Raw genomic sequence first — 23,407 nt, 5'->3', positions numbered from 1 at the left:
TAACCCTTATTTTATCACAATTTAAGGATTAATTCGAGGGAGAAGTGAAGACGAAAAAATCACCGATAGGACGGTGATTTCTCTTCATCATTTATTCAGTTAGGGCTGATCCATCATTTATACTTCATCCCCATGACGATGGCCACAACTGCCAAAATAGGCAATAAAATTAACATCCAGATTCCAATCCACATCTGCCGTTTAAAAAGCCTATCTAATCCACTATAGCGTTCAACGTATGATTCTTTTGGACAGGCTGGATTATACCAGACCGTCATGGTCGATCCCAGTGGAAAAGCATCTTGAAAAAGATTTCCCTTTGAGACTGTAGAATTGGTGTAAATGGTTATCCTTTGTGCCATCAAATCGATATCGCTAGCCGCTTGATTCGTTTTCCAAGGAAGTGTTGCCCTCACCACCCAATAATATTTCAGACTATTACGATAGGTCTGACCATCCACTCTATATTCTACAATTGGAGCCGCCACAATTTGTGCCCTCTTATAGCCAACTACCACTCCCTCAACGCTCTTTGACGAGAGGGTCTTAATCCTAACTTCTCTTCTATAAGAAATGTCTAAAAAAGAGCACTTCAAACAAAGGAAATCCAATAACAGCCACAGCAATGACTAGAAGTATTCTGATATTGGGCATACCCATCACCTACTTCATCATAATGTCTGTGATACTCAGACTCATCTTCGTTTCATCTGATATCTTCTCTACGATCGAGCTTTGTTCGCTCGTCAAAGGAAGCAATAAGAGAGTCGCTGATTGGGTCGGTAACTTAGGGTTGTTCGATAGACTATACTGGACCACTTGATCTTGATAAATCGAGTGGCCATCATAACTCCAGCTAATTTTAAAGGTCGCATCATGGTCAATATTCGTTGTAGTTTTGTTGACCAACATAAATACTGCATATTCCTGTTGTTCTACAGTATAGGTGCTCCCTGTATAATATACAGTGATATCCCCTTGATCACCAACTCCCGGATGCTCCTTAACTAACTTCTTACCCAGTTCCATCAAATCTGATGTCTTTCCTTCAAATTGAGGCGCAACTACAAATTTCAAGCCCTGTTCCTCTTTAGCAGACGAGGAGGCTTTTGAAGTTTGCTCCGTTTTGTTTGCAGTTACCTTCTTAGCCTCTTTTTTAGGCTGAGCACAAGCTGTTAAAACAAGCAAACTCGCCAGCAATACCATCATTTTTTTCATGGATCATTTCCCTTCTTTTGTGATTGAGTTAGATTAAAAATATTTTCTACTATCATACCGAAAATCAGTTTGAAGAGCAAGTTAGTCACTAGGTGGAGAGAGTTGAGGGAATGAAAAAGAGAGAACTCATGTTCTCTCTAAAATTAATAGTTATAGATTTTCAGTATAAACTATTGATGATAAAATTCTATCGTGTTATTTAGATTTCGTTACACCTTTTTTTATAGTCTCCGAGTTCTCATCAAGCCAACTTTGATAGATTTCAGCAAATCGCTCCTCTTCTTCATCGCTATAACCAGGATATACAACTTTATCCACATCTTCACGATTAAAATAGAATAACTGTTCTGGATTTAATCCTATTGGATAAAATGCAGCAGAATAATCAAAAAGAACACTTTCTCCATTTTGATCAATAGTCACACCTCTATTAAGAATCATGAGTTTTTGACTTCCTTCTTTTAAGTATACAATTGTTCCAATCGGTAATATTGACATTTTTTCTCCTAGATCTATAATTTATTTTCCAAAAATATTTTTAAATATATACTTATATTACAATTCTTTAATTTCATTTAATACTAGAGTCTTATAGTACTCTGGGATTTGTGGCATCCTCATAAACACAAAACCAAACCACGATATAATACCATTCACAATTAATAATGCTCCTTCAGTTCCATTATTAGTTCCTATAAAAAAACTCAAACAAACAATATTAGCTATTATTGTGATATACCAATCAAACATTCGTTTTCCTTTTGGTTCAAAAACAAGACAGTATGATTTGCTTTCTTTAGGAATTCTCGAGTCAAATGTCCGTTTGGCACTTTTTCCATACCAAACGGCCATTAGATAAGACAAAAGCATTGAGAAAGCAAATATCCCCAATTTTAAAATAATTTGTTGACTGACTCCCCAGTTAATAAACGCCTGTTTCATGAACCTATAAGAAATACCAACCAGTGGTTGAACCATAATGGCTACAGTAGATGTTCCTAACCGAGTTTTAGATTTTATTTCAAAACTATCATTGGAAGGAGATAACTCAACCATATTTGCAGTAACTTTCTTAGGAAGCCAACCCAAGAAATAGGATTTCCCTTTTATCGAAGTAGAATCTAAAATGAATTTTTTATTGTTATACTCAACGATTCTAAAAACTGCTATATTCGAATACTTAAATTTTAATTCCAAAATTACCACCCAAAAATTTTCTGTACAGATTTGAAACTTGAATCAATTGCATTTCCAACATTTTTTAATCCCTTATTAAGACTGTCACCAAAATCATTTGCTATCGTTTTGATACCCAAGAAGTTGCTATCATAAGCATAGCCAACAACAAGTCCAACTCCAATACCCGCTGCAATAGACCAGCCAACAGGATTTGAAGCCAAAATTGTAGCAGTACCAGCTAAGTATCCTGATCCTGCACTTGTATAAATCAAACCAGTAGTTAGCATATCAACCCCTACTGCTGTAGCTGTAGTTGTGGCTGCCGTATGCATAAAGGCACGTCCCGCATTCTCTTTTTGCAAATTATTATAATAATCATAGCCTATAAATGCCGAACTTACTGCTGAAATTCCAACAGACGAATTAGTTCCTGGTACTGGAATGTCTACCTCTGAAGCCAAACGTTTAAGGAAACTTTTAGTTGTCTCTTTTACTACATCATTAGTATAACCTTTTACGTTTGAATTCATAGATATATTTACATTACCCATTTTATCTGTTTTTGCAAAGTATTGAATATATTCTGCGAGTTTTGGATAATAAACTTTAATTTTTTCAAGTTGCGATGAGGTAAGTTCTTCTGCGGCTGTAGAACCTACTAGCTCTATAGCCTCCTCATAAGGAATCCCTTCCTTTTCTGACATTTCTTTAGCTGCTGCGTTTAACTTTTTATCTTCAATAGCCTGTTTATGTTTATCGAGAGCTACTTGAACTGTTTCCGGCAATTCTCTATTATAATATCGACTCTTGTAAGCATTGATCTTCTTCACATCATCATCAGATAGTTCTTTACCTTGATTTGCCTTTTCAAGAACCTTCTGATAATCTTCATCTATCTTAGCTTTCTTATCCCATTCGCCTTCGATACTCTTAGCCCAATTCAACGTTTTCCCAGAATGTTTGGGGAATGTCCCACCGAAGCTCGCAAAATCTCCCTGTATCATATTCAATCCGGAAGCCAAGTTTTTCACCACAGTGTCCATGCTCTTAGCACCTTCTCCTGAGAAAACTTCATTGGAACTTCCCGCAAATAGATTCAGCTTGCGAAGTTTATCCAGCTTCTCATTTTTTTGAGATGTTAAACTATCCATGCGAGAAGATATATTTTGCAGGAGACTCTTATCCACGTGATCACTACCTTCCATAGCACGAAAAGTACCTCTAAGGCTACTAATACTACTTTCAAGGTTTTGGATTTCACTTTCAAGTATGGCTGAATCCAGATCTTCGTCCCCAACTTCTGACCGATATTTTGAGGGGAGTTTGGGTACTGCTTCACTAAGATACTCAGAATACATGATCGCCCCTTTAATTAGAGGCGTAATCACACTCACTCCGTATTTTTTCCCTGAATCATAGGCACTCCCTTGCAAGTCACCCGCTCCTTTGAAGTTAGAGAGGGCTTTAACCGCTGAGTTGTAAGCATCGATTCTAGCCTTTCCAACGGAAGACATGGTCTGACCTTGTGCATCCGATGAACTTAATACCATTTTGACCATATTATCAATTCAATTCCTGTTCTACTATTTGTCTCTTTCAATATACGATATAACTATTTCTTTATCTTATTTCAATTTTATTATTTTTTTAATCTATCAGTATTATTCATCAAGACTTAGTCGAGGATAATTAATATTATCTTTTTCCTTTTTGAATTTCTGTTGAAGTAACTCTTCGGATTCGTCAATATAACCTTTAAACCAGACTTTAGCTATGTTTTCTTCGTTAAAAAAATATGCCTGATTATCTAAACTACCATTAGGGTATACACAACCAGAATAATCAAAATAGCCTATCACTCCATAGTTATTGTAAAGTGGATAACGATTTATTATCATTAACTTCACCTCTCCATTATTCAATTGGACAATACTTCCAATTGGCAACACTTCATTCATTTATCTGATTCCTTTCATTTAATTTTAATACTATTCTAAAATTTTTAAAAATTAATTATATTACTTAAGAAACAATAAACATTTATAGTATCTTTAATTTAGGTACTTATTTCTTTTAACAAGGTATCTACTACCTTTTTTCTCATATATAAACGATTAGCAAAACATACATATATAACAAATAATAATACTGAATATATGATTAAACTTAAAAAATTTCCAATGATTAAATAAATTACAAATGAAATTACTAAACTAAAGATAACTGCAATGAAATATCCAAAAACGAGCATTAAGTTCTTCTTTTCATAATGCAAATATTCTAAATACTCAATATCACTAAAAGAAGCCGGATACAGGTCTAAATTCCTATACTGATACTTTACAAAAAAATTTCCTAAAAATATTGAAATTAATGTAAATAATATCAAACTTAAATATTTTATTACAAACACACCAAATATATCCATATTATTAAATAATCGAACGATTGGCAGTGTTATTAAAATAAGAAAAAGAGTATAAAATTGTTGATTTTTAGAACTACCTTTAGGTAATGAAAAATAAAGTTTATTAAGCCTCAAATCATAATAGACCGTTTTATTTTTATAGTTACTCAAATTCACTAATTGTTTATGATTCTCTTTTTTTTCTAACATTGTAAAATATTATCCTTATCTAAGAAAAAACTGAACCTAAGCCACTGAAGAAACCAGAAACTGCATCGCCCACTTCTTTCATTTTTGTTTTTACAGTATTAACAACTGCATCAGAAGAATCTTTTACAAATTTTGCAATCTTATCTTTGTTATCATACACGAAGTCGAAGAGCATCGACCCTGCTACTCCTGCAACAAAACCAATTGCTCCACCAACAACTGTACCTGCACCTGGAACCAGTGCACTTCCAATTGCTGAACCTAATTTAGCTGCTCCAACACCAATCGCAACATGGGCACTTGTCTTTATACCTGCATCAACTATATTTGCTCCATCATTAACCTGCATTGTGAAATCAATAGCCGCACCAATTATTGGTGCTCCGTATTTGGCAACACCACTAACAAATTGACTATAAGCAGGATTAACATTGATTGGAATAGTAGTTGTCCCACCTCCTGCAACTGCTCCCACCAATCCATATTGTGTATTTTGTGGATTATAAGCTAAAATTTTCCAAACAAATTTCACAAAACCTTCAACGCCCTTTTCTATAACTTTACTTTTTGCTAATTCATTAAGAAATGCAACTCCACCACTTATAATTCCACTTCGCAATGATTGATAGGTATCATTTGAAATTTTACCCTCTTTTTTATCCTTTTCAAGTCTATCTAATGCTTTCTTGGAATCCTCATCTAGTTGAGATTTTTTCTCACGCTCTTCCCATTGAGTAGAAATATCAGTAATCCAAGAAGTTTCCTTTGGCATATAAAAAGTTCCACTAAAATTTGTAAACTCTGCTTGAATTTGGCTTAAACCAATTTGAATACTTTGAATTAAAGTGTTAATCGGGCCAACCTCCCCTTCTCCTGAGAAAACTTCATTGGAACTCCCCGCAAATAGATTTAGTTTACGAAGTTTATCCATCTTCTCATTTTTTTGAGACGTTAAACCATCCATACGAGAAGATATATTTTGCAGGAGACTCTTATCCGCATGATCACTTCCTTCCATAGCTCGCAAAGTACCTCTAAGACTACTAATGCTACTTTCGAGGCTTTGAATTTCACTTTCAAGTACGGCTGAATCCAGATCTTCGTCCCCAACTTCTGACCGATATTTTGAAGGGAGTTTTGGTACAGCTTCACTGAGGTACTCAGAATACATGATCGCCCCTTTAATTAGTGGCGTAATCACACTCACTCCGTATTGTTTCCCTGAATCATAGGCACTCCCTTGCAAGTCACTCGCTCCATTGAAGTTAGAGAGGGCTTTAACCGCTGAATTATAAGCATCAACTCTAGTCTTTCCAACGGAAGACATGGTCTGACCTTGTGCATCCGATGAACTTAATACCATTTTGACCATATTACTTTTTCGACTCCTGTTCTATTAATAGTTTCTTTCTAGCGTGGTAGAGTTCATTTAATTGCTCATCCAGCTGATTTTCTCGCTTCTTAATATCCGCTCTTCGTCCTTCAGACCATTCTTCAACCATAGCTCCGATGCCTTCTATACTCACGATTAGATTTTCATAGACTTGGTAGTCTTTGGAAGATATAGGAAGCGTTAAGATCTGACGAAGAGGTTTTAAGCTTTGTCGATGTAGTTCAAACATTTCCTTCTCTGCTCGTTCCACTTTCCTTTTTTCTAGGTTCAGTTGATCGAGCGATTGAGCAATGTTTTTCTTCTTTTTATCGATCTCTTCTAAGGTGATTGGTTTCATTATTCCGCAAAATATCCTGAATTTGGTACAAACTCTCCGCTCTCACCAGGAGCTGCACTGGTTTCTGGTAAATTAGATGTATTGGCATCGATGTTGGACGCAATATTACTATCCATGGCTACAAATTCTGCCGCAACCCCATGAATCAATTCTACAAAATCATTTAGCACACCACTAATTGAGGCTGCATAGTTGGCTTCCTCTGGAATTTTTTCTGCAGCTGTACTATTTCCTGGATACTCACTCGATCCATCTAATGTGACGGTATCAGCTGATGTTATACTTCCTGCCGCACTCGCTATTCCTGAAGCGATAGAACTTGCGACTTCTTCTCTACTCTGTATTGGTGTCATATAGTTACCTCCCTATCCATTCTTGGTGATTTTAAGTTTAATAGCTTGCTTGCGATCATGCAAGTAGATTTCATCTGAAGCAAGACGCGCTTCTCGATTATTATAAGGCTTATCTAGGAACATTTGATCCATCAATCTCATACCGATCATAAACCATTGAGCATTGCCCTTGAGATATTTCGGTACCTCATTGATGTTATTTCCAAGATAGGCATATTCACTTCCTATTACAAAATGCATACCTACTCGTGGTCCATGGTCAAATAGATAGCGTAGATCCTTTTCTGTGAGTCCTTGATCAACAATTGCCTTAAGAGTTGGCATCATGATCAGCCAATCTGAATACAGATCTTTTTCAAGACGTCGATCAACCTCATAGATTAATTGTTTGGCAATTTCAGAAATTTCTTGACTGCTACTAATATAAGTAGAAACTTTATCCTTATAAGCAACACATTCTTCTAATGGATCCACCAGCATAATATGTAATTTTGATCCAAATTGAAGTGCTGTATTTAACAAATGTTTTTGCTGATTTTCCAGTGATTCTGGAGAGTCCGCCATAAATACCAGATTTTTCAAGCGATCAAATGGAATCTTGATCGTTTTGACCATTTCAAAGTCAAGTCCAACTGGAAATTCTAGATTTTCCATAGACTCTTTTACATCCTCACGTCCATAGAAGGCTGCTTCCGTCAACTCATCTGGCACCATTGGGATGCCTGCTGGGGTGCGACCTGTCCACATCTCTTTGAGGCTTTGGACTTGGTCGCGGAGGTTGTTGATGATTTGGATATCATTATCCCCTACGACTGGTAGGGCGAACTGGACGACATCGACTTCGTCACGTTTCATGAGGGCTCGTCCCTTAATGTCTTCCATCGTAGACGCCAGTGGGGTTGCTCCCACGATACCGCGGACTTCAGAAATATCATTTTGTGGCAAGGTCAGCTGGTGCTTGAAGTTTGAATAGAGCTGAGCCCGTAGGTTGTTCTGACGGCTAGCTGTGATGATCAAGTGCACACCGATGCTGAGACCTTCACGGGAGATCCGCATGAAGAGCTTGAAGAGGTCTGTCTCATAAGGCTCGTCCTTCATAGACTCATAGCTATCCATGAGGATGACCATGGTTGGCTCTTGCTTACCGGTCACTTCACGGTAGAGGGCGATGGTGCCGACACCATGCTTAGAGAGGAGTTTCTTGCGGCGATCCAACTCGCGGTTGATGATTCGGATAAATTTCTGGATTTTCTCCGTCTGATCGAGCAAGAGACTATCAGCCACATGTGGCAATTGAGTCAAGGGCGCTAAACCATTGGTTCCGAAATCAAGCAGATACATGGTCAGATTTTCTGGACTCTGTTTGCGAGCCAGATCCATTGCAACTGTCTGAAGGAAAGTGGTCTTTCCTGTACCTGGACTTCCGTAAAGGAGGATATTCCCATCTTTTGACAGATCGATAGCGACTGCTTCTTGCTTTTGCGCTTGCGGGATATCGGCGACCCCGATCAGGACGCTTGGAGCTGTCCGTTTTTGCCAAGCCTCGATTGGCACGACCTTGTCCAACTCATCCAGTGTGATCCGCTCTTTGAGCGGTGGCAACCATGGTTGGGCCACGGCTGCGATGCCTTCTTGTTGGTGCAAGTGGTTGATTTCTTGCACGATGACATCCAGCTCTGTTGGCACTTCCTTGATTTCTTCTGCCATATCCAGACCAGAGAGGTCTTGGTTGAGGACTTCGTATTGACCCAGTTCATTGATCAAATAGATGGTATGGTCTTCGATCCCTAGCTGGTCCTTCTCAGGCTGGTAGTCTGCTCCTGACCAAGCTGTTTGGAAGAGTTCATAGACTTCGTTGTTGCCGACTTGGAGGTAGGCACGACCGGTCTGGGTGATCTCAGCCGCATCTGCCGTCCGCAGCATCTCCATGGAGTCTCCACGGTCTGCCACCTTGAGGGCTAGCTTGAAGCGGGAGTTGGACCAGATCTGGTCATCTACGACCCCAGAAGGTTTTTGCGTCGCAAGGATCAAGTGTACCCCGAGGGAACGCCCGACACGCGCGATAGAAACCAACTCCTTGATGAAGTCTGGTTGGTTGACCTTGAGTTCGGCGAACTCATCACTAATCAAGAAGAGGTGAGGAAGCGGTTCTGTTGCTTCACCGAGTTTAAATTTCTTTTGGTATTGGTTGATATGGTTGACCCCATATTGACCAAAGAGGCGTTCTCGACGATGGATCTCCGCATTGATAGAGGCCAAGGCCCGCATAGACTGGGCACCATCCAAGTTGGTGATGGTCCCAAGCAAGTGAGGCAGATCCTTGAAGAGGTTGGCCATTCCCCCACCCTTGTAGTCGATGAGGAGGAAAGCCACATCGTGTGGATGGAAGTTGACAGCAAGGCTCAGGATGTAAGACTGAATGGTTTCAGACTTACCAGAACCGGTTGTCCCTGCAATCAAACCGTGTGGTCCATGGGCTTTTTCATGGAGATTGAGGTAGACCAAATCGTCCTTCCCGCGCAGACCGATCGGCACGGCCAAACTTTGGTAAGGGGCATGGCTCTCCCAACGACTCAAGACTTTGAGGTCACTGAAAGTTTCCGCTTGGTACATTTCAAGGAAGGTCACAGAGTCCGGAATTGAGCTCTTGAGCTGTTGAATATGCTTGAGAGGGGCAAGGCCGCGCGAGATGGCTTCCTTGTCATAGCCTTCAGGGAAGTGATCCAATTGGAAGTCGAGCTCACGAAGAACTCCTTCTTGCAAGAGCAATTGCCCTTGGTTGCGGTCCTTGATAGAGATAACCGTTTGGATATTTTCAGAAAGAGATGAGAGCACATCTGCTACATAGATAATAGAGCAGCCTAGCTCTGTCGGATCCTCACGGAAGAACTCCATGATGACATGGTCCAAAATCAAGGTTTCATCGGTGATGAGGACCACATAGTGAGGGTGGAAGATCTTGGTATCATTGGCTTTTTCTTCCTCTTTTTGCGCCTTGCGGAGCTTGAGGATCTGATTGAGACTGTTCAAGACCTGATCGCGTGTCCGCTGATTGTAGACAAAGCTACGGACATTCATATCTTGCAGAGTCGCATGAGGCAACCAGCGCATCCAATCCCAGCTTTCTTTTTCCTCTTCTGGAATGATCGGAATAATGGTCAGATCATGGTAAGAGTGAAAGACAGCCAATTGGGCAACGAGGAGTTGCAACTGCTCTAGCACGATGGGACGAGGGCCGACGTACCCGACAGGTCCCCGATTGAGGCTGGCTACAATCGGAAGATTGTCGATTTTTTGATGAGCTTGGAAAAGAGCATAGCCTTCTTCTTCCAAGGCATCTTTCTTCCCACTGCGCTCTTCCTGACCATATTTGAGCTCATAGCTTGTTGGAACCTTGCCCAAGCCCAAACGATAGGCCAAAAAGTCAAAATGAAGCGGTGTTTTTTCGTAGATCCGCGAGTCATAGCGTTTGACCATCTTGGTCAAGTCTTCAATCGCTGGGAAATGGTAAAACATGCCTTCTCTCTGCTTACGAGATAGCTGTTCCAAGTCCTTGGCCTTGTCTTTGAGATAGAGATGGTAGAGCTCCACGCGCTCTTTCTTGTCTTCTTTGTATTTCTTACGATTCTTGAAGAAGCCTTGGACCGAAAAGATCACACTAACCACAGACATGGATACCGTCGCGATGATATAGAGCCCCCGCGGTTGGAAAATGGTGATCAAGAGGGTCACCCCAACCATGATGAGGGGTGGCATGATCAGCTTCAAGAGTTCATCCGATGGCTTTTGAGGCTCCGCTCCCGGAGGATTGATCAAGATCTTGTCCTCCGAACTCCGGTAGATGATCCGCGGAGACCGGTGGTACTCTGGATAGTCCTTGTAGAAGTCATAGCGCGAATGCAAGCGAGGCACCAGATAAGGACTTACTTCGACAGTCCCTTCCACACCAAATTCTTCTGGATAGAGCTTAAAGGTCACATCTCCAATGGCAAGCTCATCCCCAAAGGCCAGTGGAAAAGTCGTTTCACTGACGAGTTTGTGGTTATGGTAGAGTTTTCCGGATAAGAGCTGGCAAGTCCATGTCTGCTCTTTTTTTACAAGGAGAAAGCGCACTGGATAGTGCAAGCGCACATCCGCACCCTTTTCATCTGCTACGAGAATTTCTTCCTTGTCTAGCAGTTCATAGGTATGGACTTCTCCTGTCGCCAAGTAGCAGACCACATCCCCAAGGATTTTGCTATTTTCAAGCACGCCCTTATCTTCACCATACTGGTAGAAGATTTCTCCTTGACTCCATTGGAAATGAAGGGGATTTTCTTGCGAAGCCAGGGTCAACTGAGCTGTTTCTTGATTCGATACAGTCGCTGTTTTTCCCTCTTCTAGCGCTAGCTCATAGCGAAAACCTTTTTTATAGAGTATGATACGTTTTTTCATAGACTACTCCTTGTGGTCGCTAGACTCAGTCGAGCTTGCAGTTGTAGAAGACGAGCTTTCTGTTGAGGAACCTTCTGTAGACGAAGCCGTTGTTGAGCTGCTAGTGGAAGCTTTGGTTTCATCTGTCTCTGCTTCCAAGAGTTTAGAGCGGGCATCCCAGTATTTCTTGTATTCGCCCTCTAGCTCAGAGAGTTTCTTCTCGCGCTGTTCACCAGAGAGTTTTTCGCTATCACGTGTCGCCTTGATTTCTTTACGAAGGGCATAGATGATCAAGTCTGAATCGTCGATCCGCTTGGCTGTATCCAGCGCTTGGGTAAAGTCATGACGGCCGATATAGATCCAGTAGTGGAGATAGAGACTGTCTGATTTGAGCGTGACGTTGTTGAGGATGACCTTCTTTTGGTCCTCTGAGAAATTCAAGCCTTGCAAGTAAGACGTCGCCAACTCGTATTTCTGTGTCGTTGGAAGACTGCTTGGAGCCACTCCCTCCAACTCATCGATCACACCGGTGTAGTCTACTTTAAGAAAAGCAGTATCCGCTTGAAGCAACTTTTCTTTAAAGGGGGCTTGGAAAAAGACCAAATAGATCAAGGGCAAGAGTAAGAGGGCCACTACAGCTGAAAGCCACACTGTTGCCAACTTAAAGATTCGGTGTTGACGACTTGAAACCAAGGTCAAGGTCTTTTCTTCCTCTTCCTTGCGTTCTTGGTAGGCTTTCTCTAGAAGAGCATTCATCTCTTCTAAGCTAGCGGCATCACGGATTTCCACCAAGAAATCTGGCAGATCTTCTAATTCGAGTGTCCCTTGATAGAGCTCCATGAAATCCCAGTCCCCAAAAAGAGTGACCGCATAGCACTTGGCCTGACGCAAGAATTCAACCTGATCCCACTTGCGTGGCACCATCATCCCCGGCACCCCGCGATAAGCGATCTTGACTTGCGCATCCTTGGTCACAAACAAATTGATAGGATGCAACATAAAGGTCACCGGAAGCTCCAAGGCTGGCGCCAAATCCAAGACATTGATAGCTAGACGCAGACGGTCTGAAACCGGTAATTCTTGGATTTCTTCAGCACTCAATCCTAGCGCATCTGTCTGATAGGTCAGATGAATCTGGTCTTGATCCGCTGTCATACTTTGCTCTAAAAACAAGGGATGATGGAGATCCAAAATCCATAAATTGCGTAAATCCTGGCTATCCACTTCTGAACGCTTAAGGTCCAGCCGCCAGCTTGTTTCTTCTTTTTCAAAACGGAAGACTTGTTCTTCCAGTGTAAATTGTTCTTCTTTCACCTTACCACTCCTCAATCTCGATCAGATCACCACTCGTGATCGGATACTCTTGTACCACCTTGCCTTCATCTAGCAAGATGCCCTTATTTACCACGCGCAACTGATACTTGCTTCTAGGCTCCATGGCAGACCCAAAGATCTGATCCAATTCCCGAATCAAGCGTCGCACCTCCATCCGTGTTGGGATTCGGAGGTCATGGCTTGCACCATTCATACGGAAGGTGACATTGATATGTTGGTCCATTTAGGCCTCTTTTCTATAGATTCGATAGGAAATATAGCCAGCAATCCCAAAGAGAAGGGCACTCCAAGCCAGCATTTGCAAGGCTGGAATAAAATCCGACAAACTGGCCGAATTGTCCTCCACATTGGACTCGAATTTAGATAATTTTTGATTTTCAGGCTGGAACAGGTCCGCTTCAGGCCCCGTTTTTTTCTTTCCCTTTATAGCAGAAAACAACTGGCCGTCAGAATCGGTCAATTGTTTCTCTTGCTTGCGTTTTTCATCTGCTAATTTTTTCTGATCCTTCTCATTGAAAAGAGACTCAGTCGCATCCAATTGGCCCCCAAGTGTCTTTTCCTGCTCTGTCTCAAGACGTGAGTTGTTGACCTGCAGACGATTATCAATAAAATCATCTGCAGAAACAACAACCGCTGGCAAGAGACTTAAGACAAAGAGAAGATACATCATTTTTTTCATAAGCTTGATTCAATTTCCTTTGTTTGAGTAAACTTCTTAGGAATGAAGATATTGGCAACCGCCAAAAGTCCGAAGAAGACCAACAATCCGAAGAAGACGCCGATACCGGCTGTTTGTCCATCAAAGTAACCCGCAAACTGTCCTTCTAAAATAGAAAGGAGGTTGACATTTTTCACCAGTGCTGGAAGGCCTGACAAGGTCGCGGTCGTTCCGATCGCGCTTGATAGGTAGACATAGCTGATCAACATGAAGAAGGCCAGTCCCATTCCAATCACACGGAAGTGTTTCAAAAGAAGGTATTGTAGTTGTACCAAGACAAAGCTTGCTAGAACCGCTAAGAACACCCATGAAGGTACATATTCACGACCAACAGAGAGTTGAATACTTGAAATCATTCCGATCACCAGTCCAAGGATGAGAGAAAGTCCCACAAGGACACCGACAGACAAGAGATCTGATTCTTGCAAACGATCCAATTTGAAACGATCCTTAACCTTGCGAATGATTGGTTGAGTCGCAAAGAGATAAGCTGTAAAGAGACTCAAGACTTCCAACATAAAGATCCAGATAAATGGACGGTAGACGTTGATAGTCGCTTTCACAGAAGAAGATTTCTCTGCAACTGGATTTGACAAGAAGTCGAGCAAGACTTCATTCGGCACTCCGTTTTCATAGGCATTGTTGAAGACCTTACGGAAGGCTTCGACGAAGTTCCCATTTTCAGACAATTCCTTGTCGAATTCACCCATCAAGCTCTCTGCATTGCTAGACAATTTCTCTGTATTGCCTTGGGCTTTTTCCAATTCTTTGTTCAATTGACTAAAGATTTCATTGGTAGAGTTAGCAGCTTCTACATTGCTACGAGATGAGCTCTTAACGCCTTCTGTCGAGCTCAATAATGACGTGTATTCAGAACCAAGGGCTGACAAATCTGCATCGGTCTTGGTTTGAGCCTGTGTCACTGTTTCTTGTGATTTTGAGATCTCTTCTAAACGTTTTTGAAGCTCTGCATATTGCGTCAATTGATCGTTGATATTTTGGTTTAGATCCTTGTTGGTGTTTTCGATCGCTTGAAGATTGGCCTGCAATTGTGGTCCCAAGTCTTGCAACTGTTGGAGTGTACCATCTAACTGGGCTTTCACACTCTTCGTTGCATCCCCAGATTCATCCGTTTCAATACTCTTACGGAAGTCCTTTATGTTACTTGAAACAGCAGCCTTCACGATGTCGACCAAAGCGTTTGTTAAATCCATGTCTTCGATTGGATCATAGAGTGAATGACGAACATGGTTGTCATCTTCTGGATAGTAGGCATTGATCAATGCTCCTGCGCGTTGATAATCCAAGGCGATTTCACTAGCTTTCGATGCGTAGTTAGCAACCGCTGTTTTCAAATCTTCTGCAGATACGGTCACACTGGTTGAAGAAACCCCATTCACAAGGACTTCAACATCAATCGTGCTTGGCATAGCTCCTCCATCTTCAACAAGGTGAATTTGAATTTGTTTGCCATCTTTCAGTTCGACTTCCTGCTCACCACTGCCTGCATAAGTCTGTCCATCATAGGTCCAAGTATCAACCTTGACCCCTGCAGGGACATGAATACTAACTTTCTGTTTCCCAGATTTAGCATTAAGGACATCCGCAACTGCCGTTAATTTGGCATCCACTTCTGCAGCCAATCGTTTTAATTCATCGGCATTTCCTTTTGCTTGCGCCTTCGTTCCAGCAAAAGCACTATCAAAATCAATCGCTGCGTTGAGATTTCCATACTTATTCAAATTCAGACTAGCAGGATCTAAAGACGGAAGTTTTTCAATTGCTTGACGAATGTCATCATCCGCTTTATCTCGAGCCTTGCTGATAGTTTCGATTTTTGGCTTTCCAAGCAAGGTACGAAGAGTGACTTTGTCTCCTTCTTTTAGACCATAGTAGTCAAGGATCTTCGCTTTTACAGAAGACGCGATGTTATTTTCGTGCTCATCTAATTTGTCGCGTTCTGCCTTGATCCCTTTTTCGAGGTCTGCCACACGATCATTCACATCTTTTGTCAAGCCTGCATAAGTCTTGGTACCTGAAGCATCTCCTTCTGTTTCAGTTGATTGACTCAATTGTTTGGTAATTGCTTCTTGGTTTTGTTGTAGATTCTTATACAACTCTTGCGTCTTTTCACTGACAACAGACTGGTTCATAGACATCAGCTGGTTCATGAACTCTTCATGGCTAATTTTATCCTCAGAGCGTTGTTTGATCAATGTGTCGAAGTTTTGACCGTACTGATCCTGAGATTGGGTCAATTGATCAAAAGCCTGTGTATAAGACTCAAGGACTGTCTTCAAGGCATTGTTCGACTCAACAGATGACGTAGACAAGCTATAGAGACTTGGGAAGATATTCTTGGAATCCAAGGCTGAATCTAGCAAGTTGCTCCGGTAAGAACCAATGTTGGTCGATTGGATTTTGTTACTTGTCTCCACGTTCTTCTGAGCTGTATAAAGATTGCTCAAAATGCTGACCATATACATATCAACCAACTGGCTATTCAAGTCTGAAACGATATCTTTAGCGACTTTATTGGCCTCGTTTTCAACCTGAGAATTTCCAGCCGCATTGACCTTATACGTCACCGTGGTCTTCTCTGCATTGACCGCGTTCACTTCCAAGACCTTCTCTGAGAAGTCACTTGGAATGACAATCATCAACTGGTACTTGCCATCTGCAAGACCTGACTCAGCAGCTCCACGAGGGAGTACAGACCAGTTTTGCGAATTATCCCGCTCGATATTCTTTACATAGCTAGCCCCAAGGTTATATTCTTTATCATTCAGTTTGACCGCCTTGTCTTCATTGACAACCGCAATGTTGAGCTTAGTGTTTTCTGTCGTTTGCACGGTCTTTGCTTCGTTTTGCTTTTGGTTCTTTTGAACCGTCGTATAAAGACCCACTACAGATCCCATCAAAAGGAGCACAACCGCACTCTGACCGATGTATTTTAACCATTTTTTATTTTTAACTTCCATACCTTTTCCTTTTTCTAATTCATAGATACAAAATAGGGGTTAGGAATTAAGAATCTAACCCCTATTTTCTATATATCAAAAGACAAAAGGGTGATCTACCTACAAGAAGTAAGATCACCTCCAAGACTATCTTAGTGGATTTGTGCAGCGATATCTTGGTCAGTTTGTTCAACGATATCAGCGACTTTGATCAATTGAGCGTTGATGTCTTCCAACAATTGAGCGAATTGTTTGATTTTTGGAGACAATTCGTTGAATTGTGCTTCAAAGCTATCAAATGCAGATCCATCCCAGTTTGCGTCGATGACTTGTTGTTCATGAGTCAAAGTGTTAAGGATTTGATCGATTTCTTGAGAACCTTGTGCATAGCGTTGTGCTGATTGACGTAGTTCTTCTGGAGTTAATTTAATTTGAGCCATATGTTTCTCCTTTTGGGCTGATACCCTTATATTTTTTCCATAAACAATACATTTTAGTACGAATTAGTAAAATGCCAGATAACTGTATATTTTACCTTTTGCTCCCTTTTTGTATTATTTACTTAAAAATATCTTAATGAAATATTGCCAGAATGTCAAGTTTAGAGGGCTAACTGATAAAACATTGTAACTTTGTTACAATTGTGTAACACTTTGTCATAAACATGTAATATATTTTCTGAATTCCTTGCCCCAGTAGTCTCCAACTAGTATTATTTCCGGAAATAAAAGAAGACACTCTGTCCTTTCATATTAACTCGACACATAGATTAAAATTGTTGATTTTAGGTGTTTTTAAAAGCAAATTTTGAAGATTTTTGTATATTTTTTCATTTTTAAAACTTTTATGGTATAATGAAACCTGTTCAAAACTTGTTTCATACAAGATCGAACACCATTAACCTATAAGGAGTATTTATGAAAAAATTTCTACTTACCGCTGTCTGTCTACTTGCCCTTACTGCTTGTAGCCAAGGCCAACAAGGAAAAGGAACTACTAGCGCTTCTTCCAAGCAAGAGGCCACTCAAACCCAAAAGGAGCAAGTCCAAACCAAGACCTTTGTTAGCGACCTCGGTGATCACTACCAAAACAAAATTCAAATTGGCTACAAAAAAGATGAGATTGTTTCGATGACCATCATGGGCGTTGCACCAATACCGGAAGATATGCAAAAATCAGATGTCGCTGAATTGAAGGAAGTCTACCAAGAAGAAGCTGATAAAGCAAATTCCAAACGCGGTGTTAACGGACAAGCTGGGATCAACACAAGCATCAAAATCGATGATGATAAACAGACTTATACAAACGTTATGCATGTTGATTTTACTCAAATGAAAAAAGAAGATTTTGTGAAATTACTGGCTGATCAAGGGGAAGAAACCAACACTACCATGTTGAAATATCTTAAAGACAAACCACAAGATCTCTTTACCTATTTCAAAGATCAAGGCCTCAAAGAAGATAAATAAAAAGAGCTCTCTGAGTTCCTTAACACCTGGTTAAGGCTCAGAAAGCTTTTTTCTTATTTGTTCAAGATTGAAAGGGTTTCAAGAAGATTATCCGCATGCACTTCGATGGTATCTCCTGTCGCTTTGATTTTCACTTCAACGATGCCTTCAGCTGCTTTTTTACCAACTGTGACACGAATTGGAAGCCCAATCAAATCACTATCGCTGAATTTGACACCAGCTCGCTCATTTCGGTCATCCACCAAGACTTCGTAACCTTTATTAACCAAGGCTTCTTCAATCCTATTGGTCAAAGCAAGACTTGCTTCATCCTTGACATTGACTGGAATCAAATGCACATCAAATGGCGCCAATTCTTTAGGGAAGTTAATTCCCCAAGCGTAACGGTATTCCCCTTTTGGAGTCTTATTGACAAAGAGGCGTGCATGTTGCTCCATAACAGCTGAAAGAAGACGGCTGACACCGATTCCGTAGCAGCCCATGATGATTGGAACTGCACGACCGTTTTCGTCCAAGACATCTGCTCCCATGCTAGCTGAGTAGCGTGTGCCGAGTTTGAAAATGTGACCGATTTCGATCCCACGTGCAAAGTTCAAGACCCCTTTCCCATCTGGTGAGATTTCGCCTTCACGAACTTCACGAATATCCACGTATTCTGCAGTAAAGTCACGTCCTGGGTTGACACCAATCAAGTGGTAGCCTGTTTCATTGGCACCGACTACTGCATTACGGCTGTCTTGTACCTTGCGGTCTGCGATAATCTTAACATTTTCAGGAAGATCAACTGGACCGAGAGAGCCAAAATCAGCTCCTAATAATTCTTTCACTTCCACTTCGGTTGCAGGTTCAAAGAAATCTGCGCCGAGGTGGTTTTTCAACTTCACTTCATTGAGCTGATCATTGCCTACAAGAAGGGCAACAACTGGCTCTTCATCTGCAATGTAAACCAAAGTCTTGATAGTCGCTTCTTCTGGAACATTCAAGAAGGCTGCCACTTCATCAATGGATTTGACACCTGGCGTTTCTACGCGTTTTACTTCTTCTTCCGCTACAACACGGTTACTTGGTTTGTATTCATTGGTAGCCATTTCCAAGTTGGCAGCATAGGTTGATTCACTTGAATAGGCAATGGTATCTTCCCCAGAAACCATCCATTTGAGCAATTCTGCTTTGATTTCTTCTTGGACTTCTGCTGGGATCTCATCAAAGGAAGCCACTGATTTGTCTAAAACAACCCAACGATCCAAGTCTGTACGAGCAGGTGTAACAGCCATAAACTCTTGGCTATCTTTTCCGCCCATGGCACCACCATCACCGATGATGGCTTTGTAGTCGATGCCACTGCGTGTGAAGATCCGCTCATAAGCTGCCTTGTATTCATCATAAGTGACATCCAAGCTATCGTAGTTCGCATGGAAGCTATAACCATCTTTCATAATGAACTCACGGGTCCGAAGAAGACCGTTCCGTGGGCGTTTTTCATCGCGGTATTTTGGTTGAATTTGGTAGAGATTCAACGGCAATTGTTTGTAAGATTTTACTGAGTCGCGCACAATAGCGGTAAAGGTTTCTTCGTGAGTTGGACCTAAGATAAAGTCAGAGCCTTCACGGTTTTTCAACTTATAGAGGTCTTCCCCGTAAGTTTCGTAACGACCAGATTCACGCCAGAGATCCGCACTCAAAAGGGCTGGAGCAAGCATTTCTACTGCTCCAATTTTTTCGAATTCTTGGCGCATGATGCCTTTTGCTTTTTCAATCACTCGATTTGCTAATGGCAGATAAGAATAGACACCAGCTGATACTTGGCGAACATATCCTGCACGCAACATCAAAGCATGGCTAATGACTTGGGCATCGCTTGGCATTTCGCGAAGCGTTGGAATCAACATTTTACTTTGTTTCATGGACAATATCCTTTTCTATTTCAAAAATAATTTCATAATATCATTCCAGGTGACAGCAATCATCAAAATAACCATTACAGCTACACCTGCAAGCGTCATATAGGTTTCTACTTCTTGTTTCAGTGGCTTTCTCCGGACGACCTCGATCAAATTGATCAAGATTTTTCCTCCATCCAAAGCGGGAATCGGGATTAGATTGAAGATCCCAATATTAATAGAGAGCATGGCCATAAGAGACAAGACTGCTGGAATTCCTAATTGAGCAGCTTGTGAGCTGGCATTGTAGATGGCAACCGGACCACCCAGTTTATTGAGACTAAAGTGGAAAATGATATCTTTCAAAGCTCCCAAAATCCGTGTCGCTGTATTCCAGGTATCTGTAAAACCAGACAAGAGTTTATCCACAAATCCTGTCTTGAGGCCATTTGTCACACCCAGATAGTAACGATTCCCTGACTTGGTTGGCTTTACTTTAACTTCTTTTTCTTGGCCGTCTGTTTTGACTTTCAGGGTCAATTCAGGAGCCGTCTTGCTGTCCTTGGTTGCTTTCTCGACAGCATCAGTCAGCTCATCCCAGTTGCTAACGGTATCGTTGTTAACTTGAAGGATCTGAACGTTGCTTTTGACACCGACCTTAGCCAGCGCCCCATCGGGTGCCACCTGAACATTGTTGCTGTAGTAGTCAATCGCACCACCGCGCATAAAGGCTAGAAGTGAGTAGACGACAATACTGAGGATAAAGTTGTTCATAGGACCCGCAAAGTTGGTGATCAACCGTCCCCAAATGCTGGCATTCTGATACTGAACATCTCTCGGCGCAATCCGCACTTCTGTCCCATCTTCCTCAACAATGGTCGCATCATGATCGACATCATAAGTCTTAGTCTCATCGAGAACCAAGCCCGTAATTTCCAGTTTGTCTTCAAAGTCAAACTGGGTAACATTCATGGGAAGGGCTGTCTGATCCAGATTCTTTCCTGAAAGATTGATCCGGACGACCTTACCAGCCTCATTTAGCGTCAAGCTGACAGGCGTTCCGGTTTTAATCTCAGTTGTATCCTCACCCCAGCCAGCCATCCGAACATAGCCACCTAAAGGTAGAATGCGAATCGTATAGGCTGTTCCATCTTGACCAATATGGGCAAAGATCTTTGGACCCATCCCGATCGAGAATTCTCGCACCAGGATGCCCGATTTTTTTGCAAAATAGAAATGACCAAACTCGTGAACGAGAACGATCACTCCAAAAATAACAATAAAGGCAATAAACTGCATCGTTCTATACGTGGTTTCCTTTCTATCTCTTCTGTCTTAGAACAAGCCCAAGAAATGCATCAAGGGAAAGACAAAAATCAAACTATCAAAACGGTCTAGAACACCGCCATGTCCTGGAATAAATTTCCCAGAATCTTTCACACCGAAGTGGCGTTTAATCGCACTCTCTACCAGATCTCCAAACTGACCTGCGATACTAAAGAGGATGGTAAAGAAGATCATAGCAAGAAAACCATGTCCACCCGCCACAGAACGATCCACGATCATATAGATCACAGTTACCGCAACTGCAGACAAGATTCCCCCAAGACTGCCTTCAATCGTTTTATTAGGAGAAACCGCAGGCATGAGCTTGCGTTTCCCAAACCGACTTCCTACTAAATAGGCACCGGAATCTGTCGCCCAAACAATAAAGAGGGCTAAAAGAACCTTATCAATACCAGCAATTCGCGCATCTACTAAGGAATGGAAACCAAGTCCAACATAAAAGCTAGACGCAATGGGATAGACCACATCTTCATAATTGTAATTCTGAGCAAGAACAGTTGTTCCCATGAGAATCAAGACAACCAAACCATAAGCAATCATATTGCCATCTGCTGGAAGGTAAGGGAGGTAGTCCTCGATCGGCAACGTCAGGACAAAGGCCGCTAACATGGCTAGCGCTCCTTCAAAGGTCGCTGTCTCAAGCCCCTTCATCTTGAGCAATTCATGAACCCCTAGCATGGCGATCAAGCCAATCACAATCTGGAAGAACACCCCTCCAACCATTACTGTTGGAATGAAAAAGAGCAGGGCAATTCCTCCAAAAATCACACGTTTTTGTAAATCTTTCGTCATCATCTTCTCCTAAACACCACCAAATCTCCGATGGCGATGGCTATATTCTACTATGGCACTTCGTAGTGCTTCCTCTCCAAAATCTGGCCACATCACATCTGTGAAATACAACTCACTGTATGCAGCCTGCCAAGGGAGGAAATTACTCAAACGGATCTCTCCGCTGGTACGGATAATCAAATCCGGGTCCCTTAGGACGCGTGGCAAACTCTCGGTATAGAGAGAATCTGCGATCATCTCTTCTGTGATATCTTCTGGACTGAACTTCGCATCCAAGACTTCTTGGGCGATCTGCTTCACTGCCTGAGTGATCTCAGCACGTCCACCATAATTGAGTGCGAAATTCAGGATCAAGCCTGTATTGAGATGGGTCATCGCTTCTGCTCTTTCCAAAGCCTCTAGCGTTTCTTTTGGTAATTTCTTGGTATCACCGATCATTTGAATCTTGACATTGTTGCGATGCAATTCGGGGACGAAACGATCATAAAACTCGACCGGCAAGTGCATGATGAACTTGACTTCATCTTCAGGGCGTGTCCAGTTTTCCGTAGAAAAGGCATAGACCGTCAAGACCTGAACCCCCATATTTTTTGCTGCAATCGTCACTTCTTGGAGAGCTTCCATCCCTGCCTTATGACCGAAGACGCGCGGTTGCATCCGCTTTTTCGCCCAGCGACCATTGCCATCCATAATGATCCCAATGTGTTTCGGGACTTCTAAAGGTATCTCGATTTTTTCTTTTTTCTTAAAACGAAACATGTTTTTCTACCTATTTCAATATTTATCGCTTCATTATACCATAAATCCCCATAAAATAGGGACTCTGGCCTCTTTTTTGAACCAGCAGGACTTTCCTTCATCACATCGTCCTATTTGCTCACCAAAAAAGAGGCCCTTGCCTCTTCTTTGATGATTATTCTTCGATGGCTGAATCAGCATCTGAGCTAGCACCTTCTGTCGCAGTAGCTGAGATTCCTTCTGATACAGGAAGAACTGTTTTGATCGCTCCCAATTCAAAGGTCAGGTAGACACCATCAACATCCAAGACAACGGTCTTGCGGTCTGTATCGACTTCATCGATGGTTCCGTACAAGCCACCAATCGTGATGACTTCATTTCCTTTTTGAAGTTTATTCAAACTTTCCATCCGTTTTTGGTACTGTTTCTTTTGGCTACGGCTCATGAAGTACATCAAACCGACCATAAGAACGAGCATAATTAGCAAACTTCCGCCTTGCATATGTTTCTCCTTTAATTTTCATATATGCTATACTATATCAAATTTCGCCCGTCTTTTCAAGTTTTCCCATCCTCTTCAAGTAAAATCAGACTCCAGTCTCAGAGAGGAGGCAAGTTTTGCTGAAAAAGAAAAAAACCACGAAAAGTGGGCTACTGA

22 protein-coding genes are annotated in these 23,407 nt (G+C 41.6%); 1 reads left to right on the top strand and 21 read right to left on the bottom strand.

Annotated features, from left to right (window positions below; translation table 11 throughout):
* Nucleotides 1-113 precede the first annotated feature (113 nt).
* The 16 genes from NFR56_RS01290 to NFR56_RS01215 form a co-directional block, all read right to left on the bottom strand.
* Nucleotides 114-518 (bottom strand): DUF3592 domain-containing protein, encoded by a 405-nt coding sequence (locus NFR56_RS01290; RefSeq protein WP_251457160.1) that lies wholly within the window; start codon nt 516-518, stop codon nt 114-116.
* A gap of 145 nt (nt 519-663) precedes the next feature.
* Nucleotides 664-1,218 carry a hypothetical protein gene (locus NFR56_RS01285; protein ID WP_134974595.1) on the bottom strand — a complete coding sequence of 185 codons (555 nt, stop codon included), beginning with the start codon at nt 1,216-1,218 and terminating at the stop codon, nt 664-666.
* Between the two features lie 195 nt (nt 1,219-1,413).
* Complete coding sequence (locus NFR56_RS01280) at nt 1,414-1,716, bottom strand: DUF4176 domain-containing protein (protein ID WP_134974594.1); 303 nt, start codon at nt 1,714-1,716, stop codon at nt 1,414-1,416.
* 57 nt (nt 1,717-1,773) lie between these two features.
* Nucleotides 1,774-2,424, bottom strand: a complete 651-nt coding sequence (locus tag NFR56_RS01275; protein WP_338146940.1) for a DUF443 domain-containing protein — start codon at nt 2,422-2,424, stop codon at nt 1,774-1,776.
* Nucleotides 2,418-3,956: an OmpH family outer membrane protein gene (locus NFR56_RS01270; RefSeq protein ID WP_251457148.1), complete on the bottom strand. Its 1,539-nt coding sequence runs from the start codon at nt 3,954-3,956 to the stop codon at nt 2,418-2,420. The genes NFR56_RS01275 and NFR56_RS01270 overlap by 7 nt, the downstream gene beginning before the upstream one ends.
* A gap of 102 nt (nt 3,957-4,058) precedes the next feature.
* Nucleotides 4,059-4,355, bottom strand: a complete 297-nt coding sequence (locus tag NFR56_RS01265) for a DUF4176 domain-containing protein (protein WP_251457145.1) — start codon at nt 4,353-4,355, stop codon at nt 4,059-4,061.
* A 98-nt stretch (nt 4,356-4,453) separates the two neighbouring features.
* On the bottom strand, nt 4,454-5,014 hold the full coding sequence (locus tag NFR56_RS01260; RefSeq protein WP_070590432.1) for a hypothetical protein: 561 nt from the start codon (nt 5,012-5,014) through the stop codon (nt 4,454-4,456).
* A gap of 19 nt (nt 5,015-5,033) precedes the next feature.
* Nucleotides 5,034-6,386: a hypothetical protein gene (locus tag NFR56_RS01255; protein ID WP_134974678.1), complete on the bottom strand. Its 1,353-nt coding sequence runs from the start codon at nt 6,384-6,386 to the stop codon at nt 5,034-5,036.
* 1 nt (nt 6,387) lies between these two features.
* A complete protein-coding gene (locus NFR56_RS01250; protein WP_049491009.1) occupies nt 6,388-6,744 on the bottom strand; it encodes a DUF3958 family protein in 357 nt (118 codons plus the stop codon).
* A complete protein-coding gene (locus NFR56_RS01245) occupies nt 6,744-7,097 on the bottom strand; it encodes a TIGR04197 family type VII secretion effector (RefSeq protein WP_049491010.1) in 354 nt (117 codons plus the stop codon). The genes NFR56_RS01250 and NFR56_RS01245 overlap by 1 nt, the downstream gene beginning before the upstream one ends.
* A gap of 12 nt (nt 7,098-7,109) precedes the next feature.
* Nucleotides 7,110-11,531, bottom strand: a complete 4,422-nt coding sequence (gene essC / locus NFR56_RS01240; RefSeq protein WP_134974677.1) for a type VII secretion protein EssC — start codon at nt 11,529-11,531, stop codon at nt 7,110-7,112.
* A gap of 3 nt (nt 11,532-11,534) precedes the next feature.
* The gene (gene essB / locus NFR56_RS01235) at nt 11,535-12,824 is read right to left on the bottom strand and encodes a type VII secretion protein EssB (protein WP_251457142.1); all 1,290 of its coding nucleotides are present in this window, start codon (nt 12,822-12,824) and stop codon (nt 11,535-11,537) included.
* Nucleotide 12,825: 1 nt separating this feature from the next.
* Nucleotides 12,826-13,068: an EsaB/YukD family protein gene (locus NFR56_RS01230; RefSeq protein WP_003013697.1), complete on the bottom strand. Its 243-nt coding sequence runs from the start codon at nt 13,066-13,068 to the stop codon at nt 12,826-12,828.
* The gene (gene essA, locus NFR56_RS01225) at nt 13,069-13,524 is read right to left on the bottom strand and encodes a type VII secretion protein EssA (protein ID WP_024054630.1); all 456 of its coding nucleotides are present in this window, start codon (nt 13,522-13,524) and stop codon (nt 13,069-13,071) included.
* Complete coding sequence (gene esaA / locus NFR56_RS01220; protein ID WP_251457139.1) at nt 13,521-16,544, bottom strand: type VII secretion protein EsaA; 3,024 nt, start codon at nt 16,542-16,544, stop codon at nt 13,521-13,523. The genes essA and esaA overlap by 4 nt, the downstream gene beginning before the upstream one ends.
* 131 nt (nt 16,545-16,675) lie before the next feature.
* A complete protein-coding gene (locus tag NFR56_RS01215; protein WP_031576577.1) occupies nt 16,676-16,963 on the bottom strand; it encodes a WXG100 family type VII secretion target in 288 nt (95 codons plus the stop codon).
* Nucleotides 16,964-17,440: 477 nt separating this feature from the next.
* On the opposite strand from NFR56_RS01215, the gene NFR56_RS01210 reads away from it, so the two are divergent.
* Entirely contained in the window at nt 17,441-17,992 is a 552-nt protein-coding gene (locus tag NFR56_RS01210; protein WP_251457136.1) for a hypothetical protein, read from the top strand.
* Nucleotides 17,993-18,045: 53 nt separating this feature from the next.
* Here the strand turns inward: NFR56_RS01210 and NFR56_RS01205 are convergent, their stop codons facing one another.
* From NFR56_RS01205 to yajC, 5 genes are all read right to left on the bottom strand, one after another.
* A complete protein-coding gene (locus NFR56_RS01205) occupies nt 18,046-19,896 on the bottom strand; it encodes a proline--tRNA ligase (protein ID WP_251457133.1) in 1,851 nt (616 codons plus the stop codon).
* Between the two features lie 15 nt (nt 19,897-19,911).
* A complete protein-coding gene (gene rseP / locus NFR56_RS01200) occupies nt 19,912-21,171 on the bottom strand; it encodes an RIP metalloprotease RseP (RefSeq protein ID WP_021154371.1) in 1,260 nt (419 codons plus the stop codon).
* Between the two features lie 36 nt (nt 21,172-21,207).
* Entirely contained in the window at nt 21,208-22,011 is an 804-nt protein-coding gene (locus NFR56_RS01195) for a phosphatidate cytidylyltransferase (protein ID WP_023919527.1), read from the bottom strand.
* Between the two features lie 9 nt (nt 22,012-22,020).
* Nucleotides 22,021-22,770, bottom strand: coding sequence for an undecaprenyl pyrophosphate synthase (locus NFR56_RS01190; RefSeq protein ID WP_003009971.1), 750 nt, complete (start codon nt 22,768-22,770; stop codon nt 22,021-22,023).
* 154 nt (nt 22,771-22,924) lie between these two features.
* Nucleotides 22,925-23,251: a preprotein translocase subunit YajC gene (gene yajC / locus NFR56_RS01185; protein WP_003004444.1), complete on the bottom strand. Its 327-nt coding sequence runs from the start codon at nt 23,249-23,251 to the stop codon at nt 22,925-22,927.
* Between the last annotated feature and the right edge of the window lie 156 nt (nt 23,252-23,407).

Source organism: Streptococcus caecimuris (assembly GCF_943193075.1).
Classification (GTDB): Bacteria; Bacillota; Bacilli; order Lactobacillales; family Streptococcaceae; genus Streptococcus; species Streptococcus caecimuris.
This window is presented reverse-complemented; position numbering and strand designations above follow the sequence as displayed.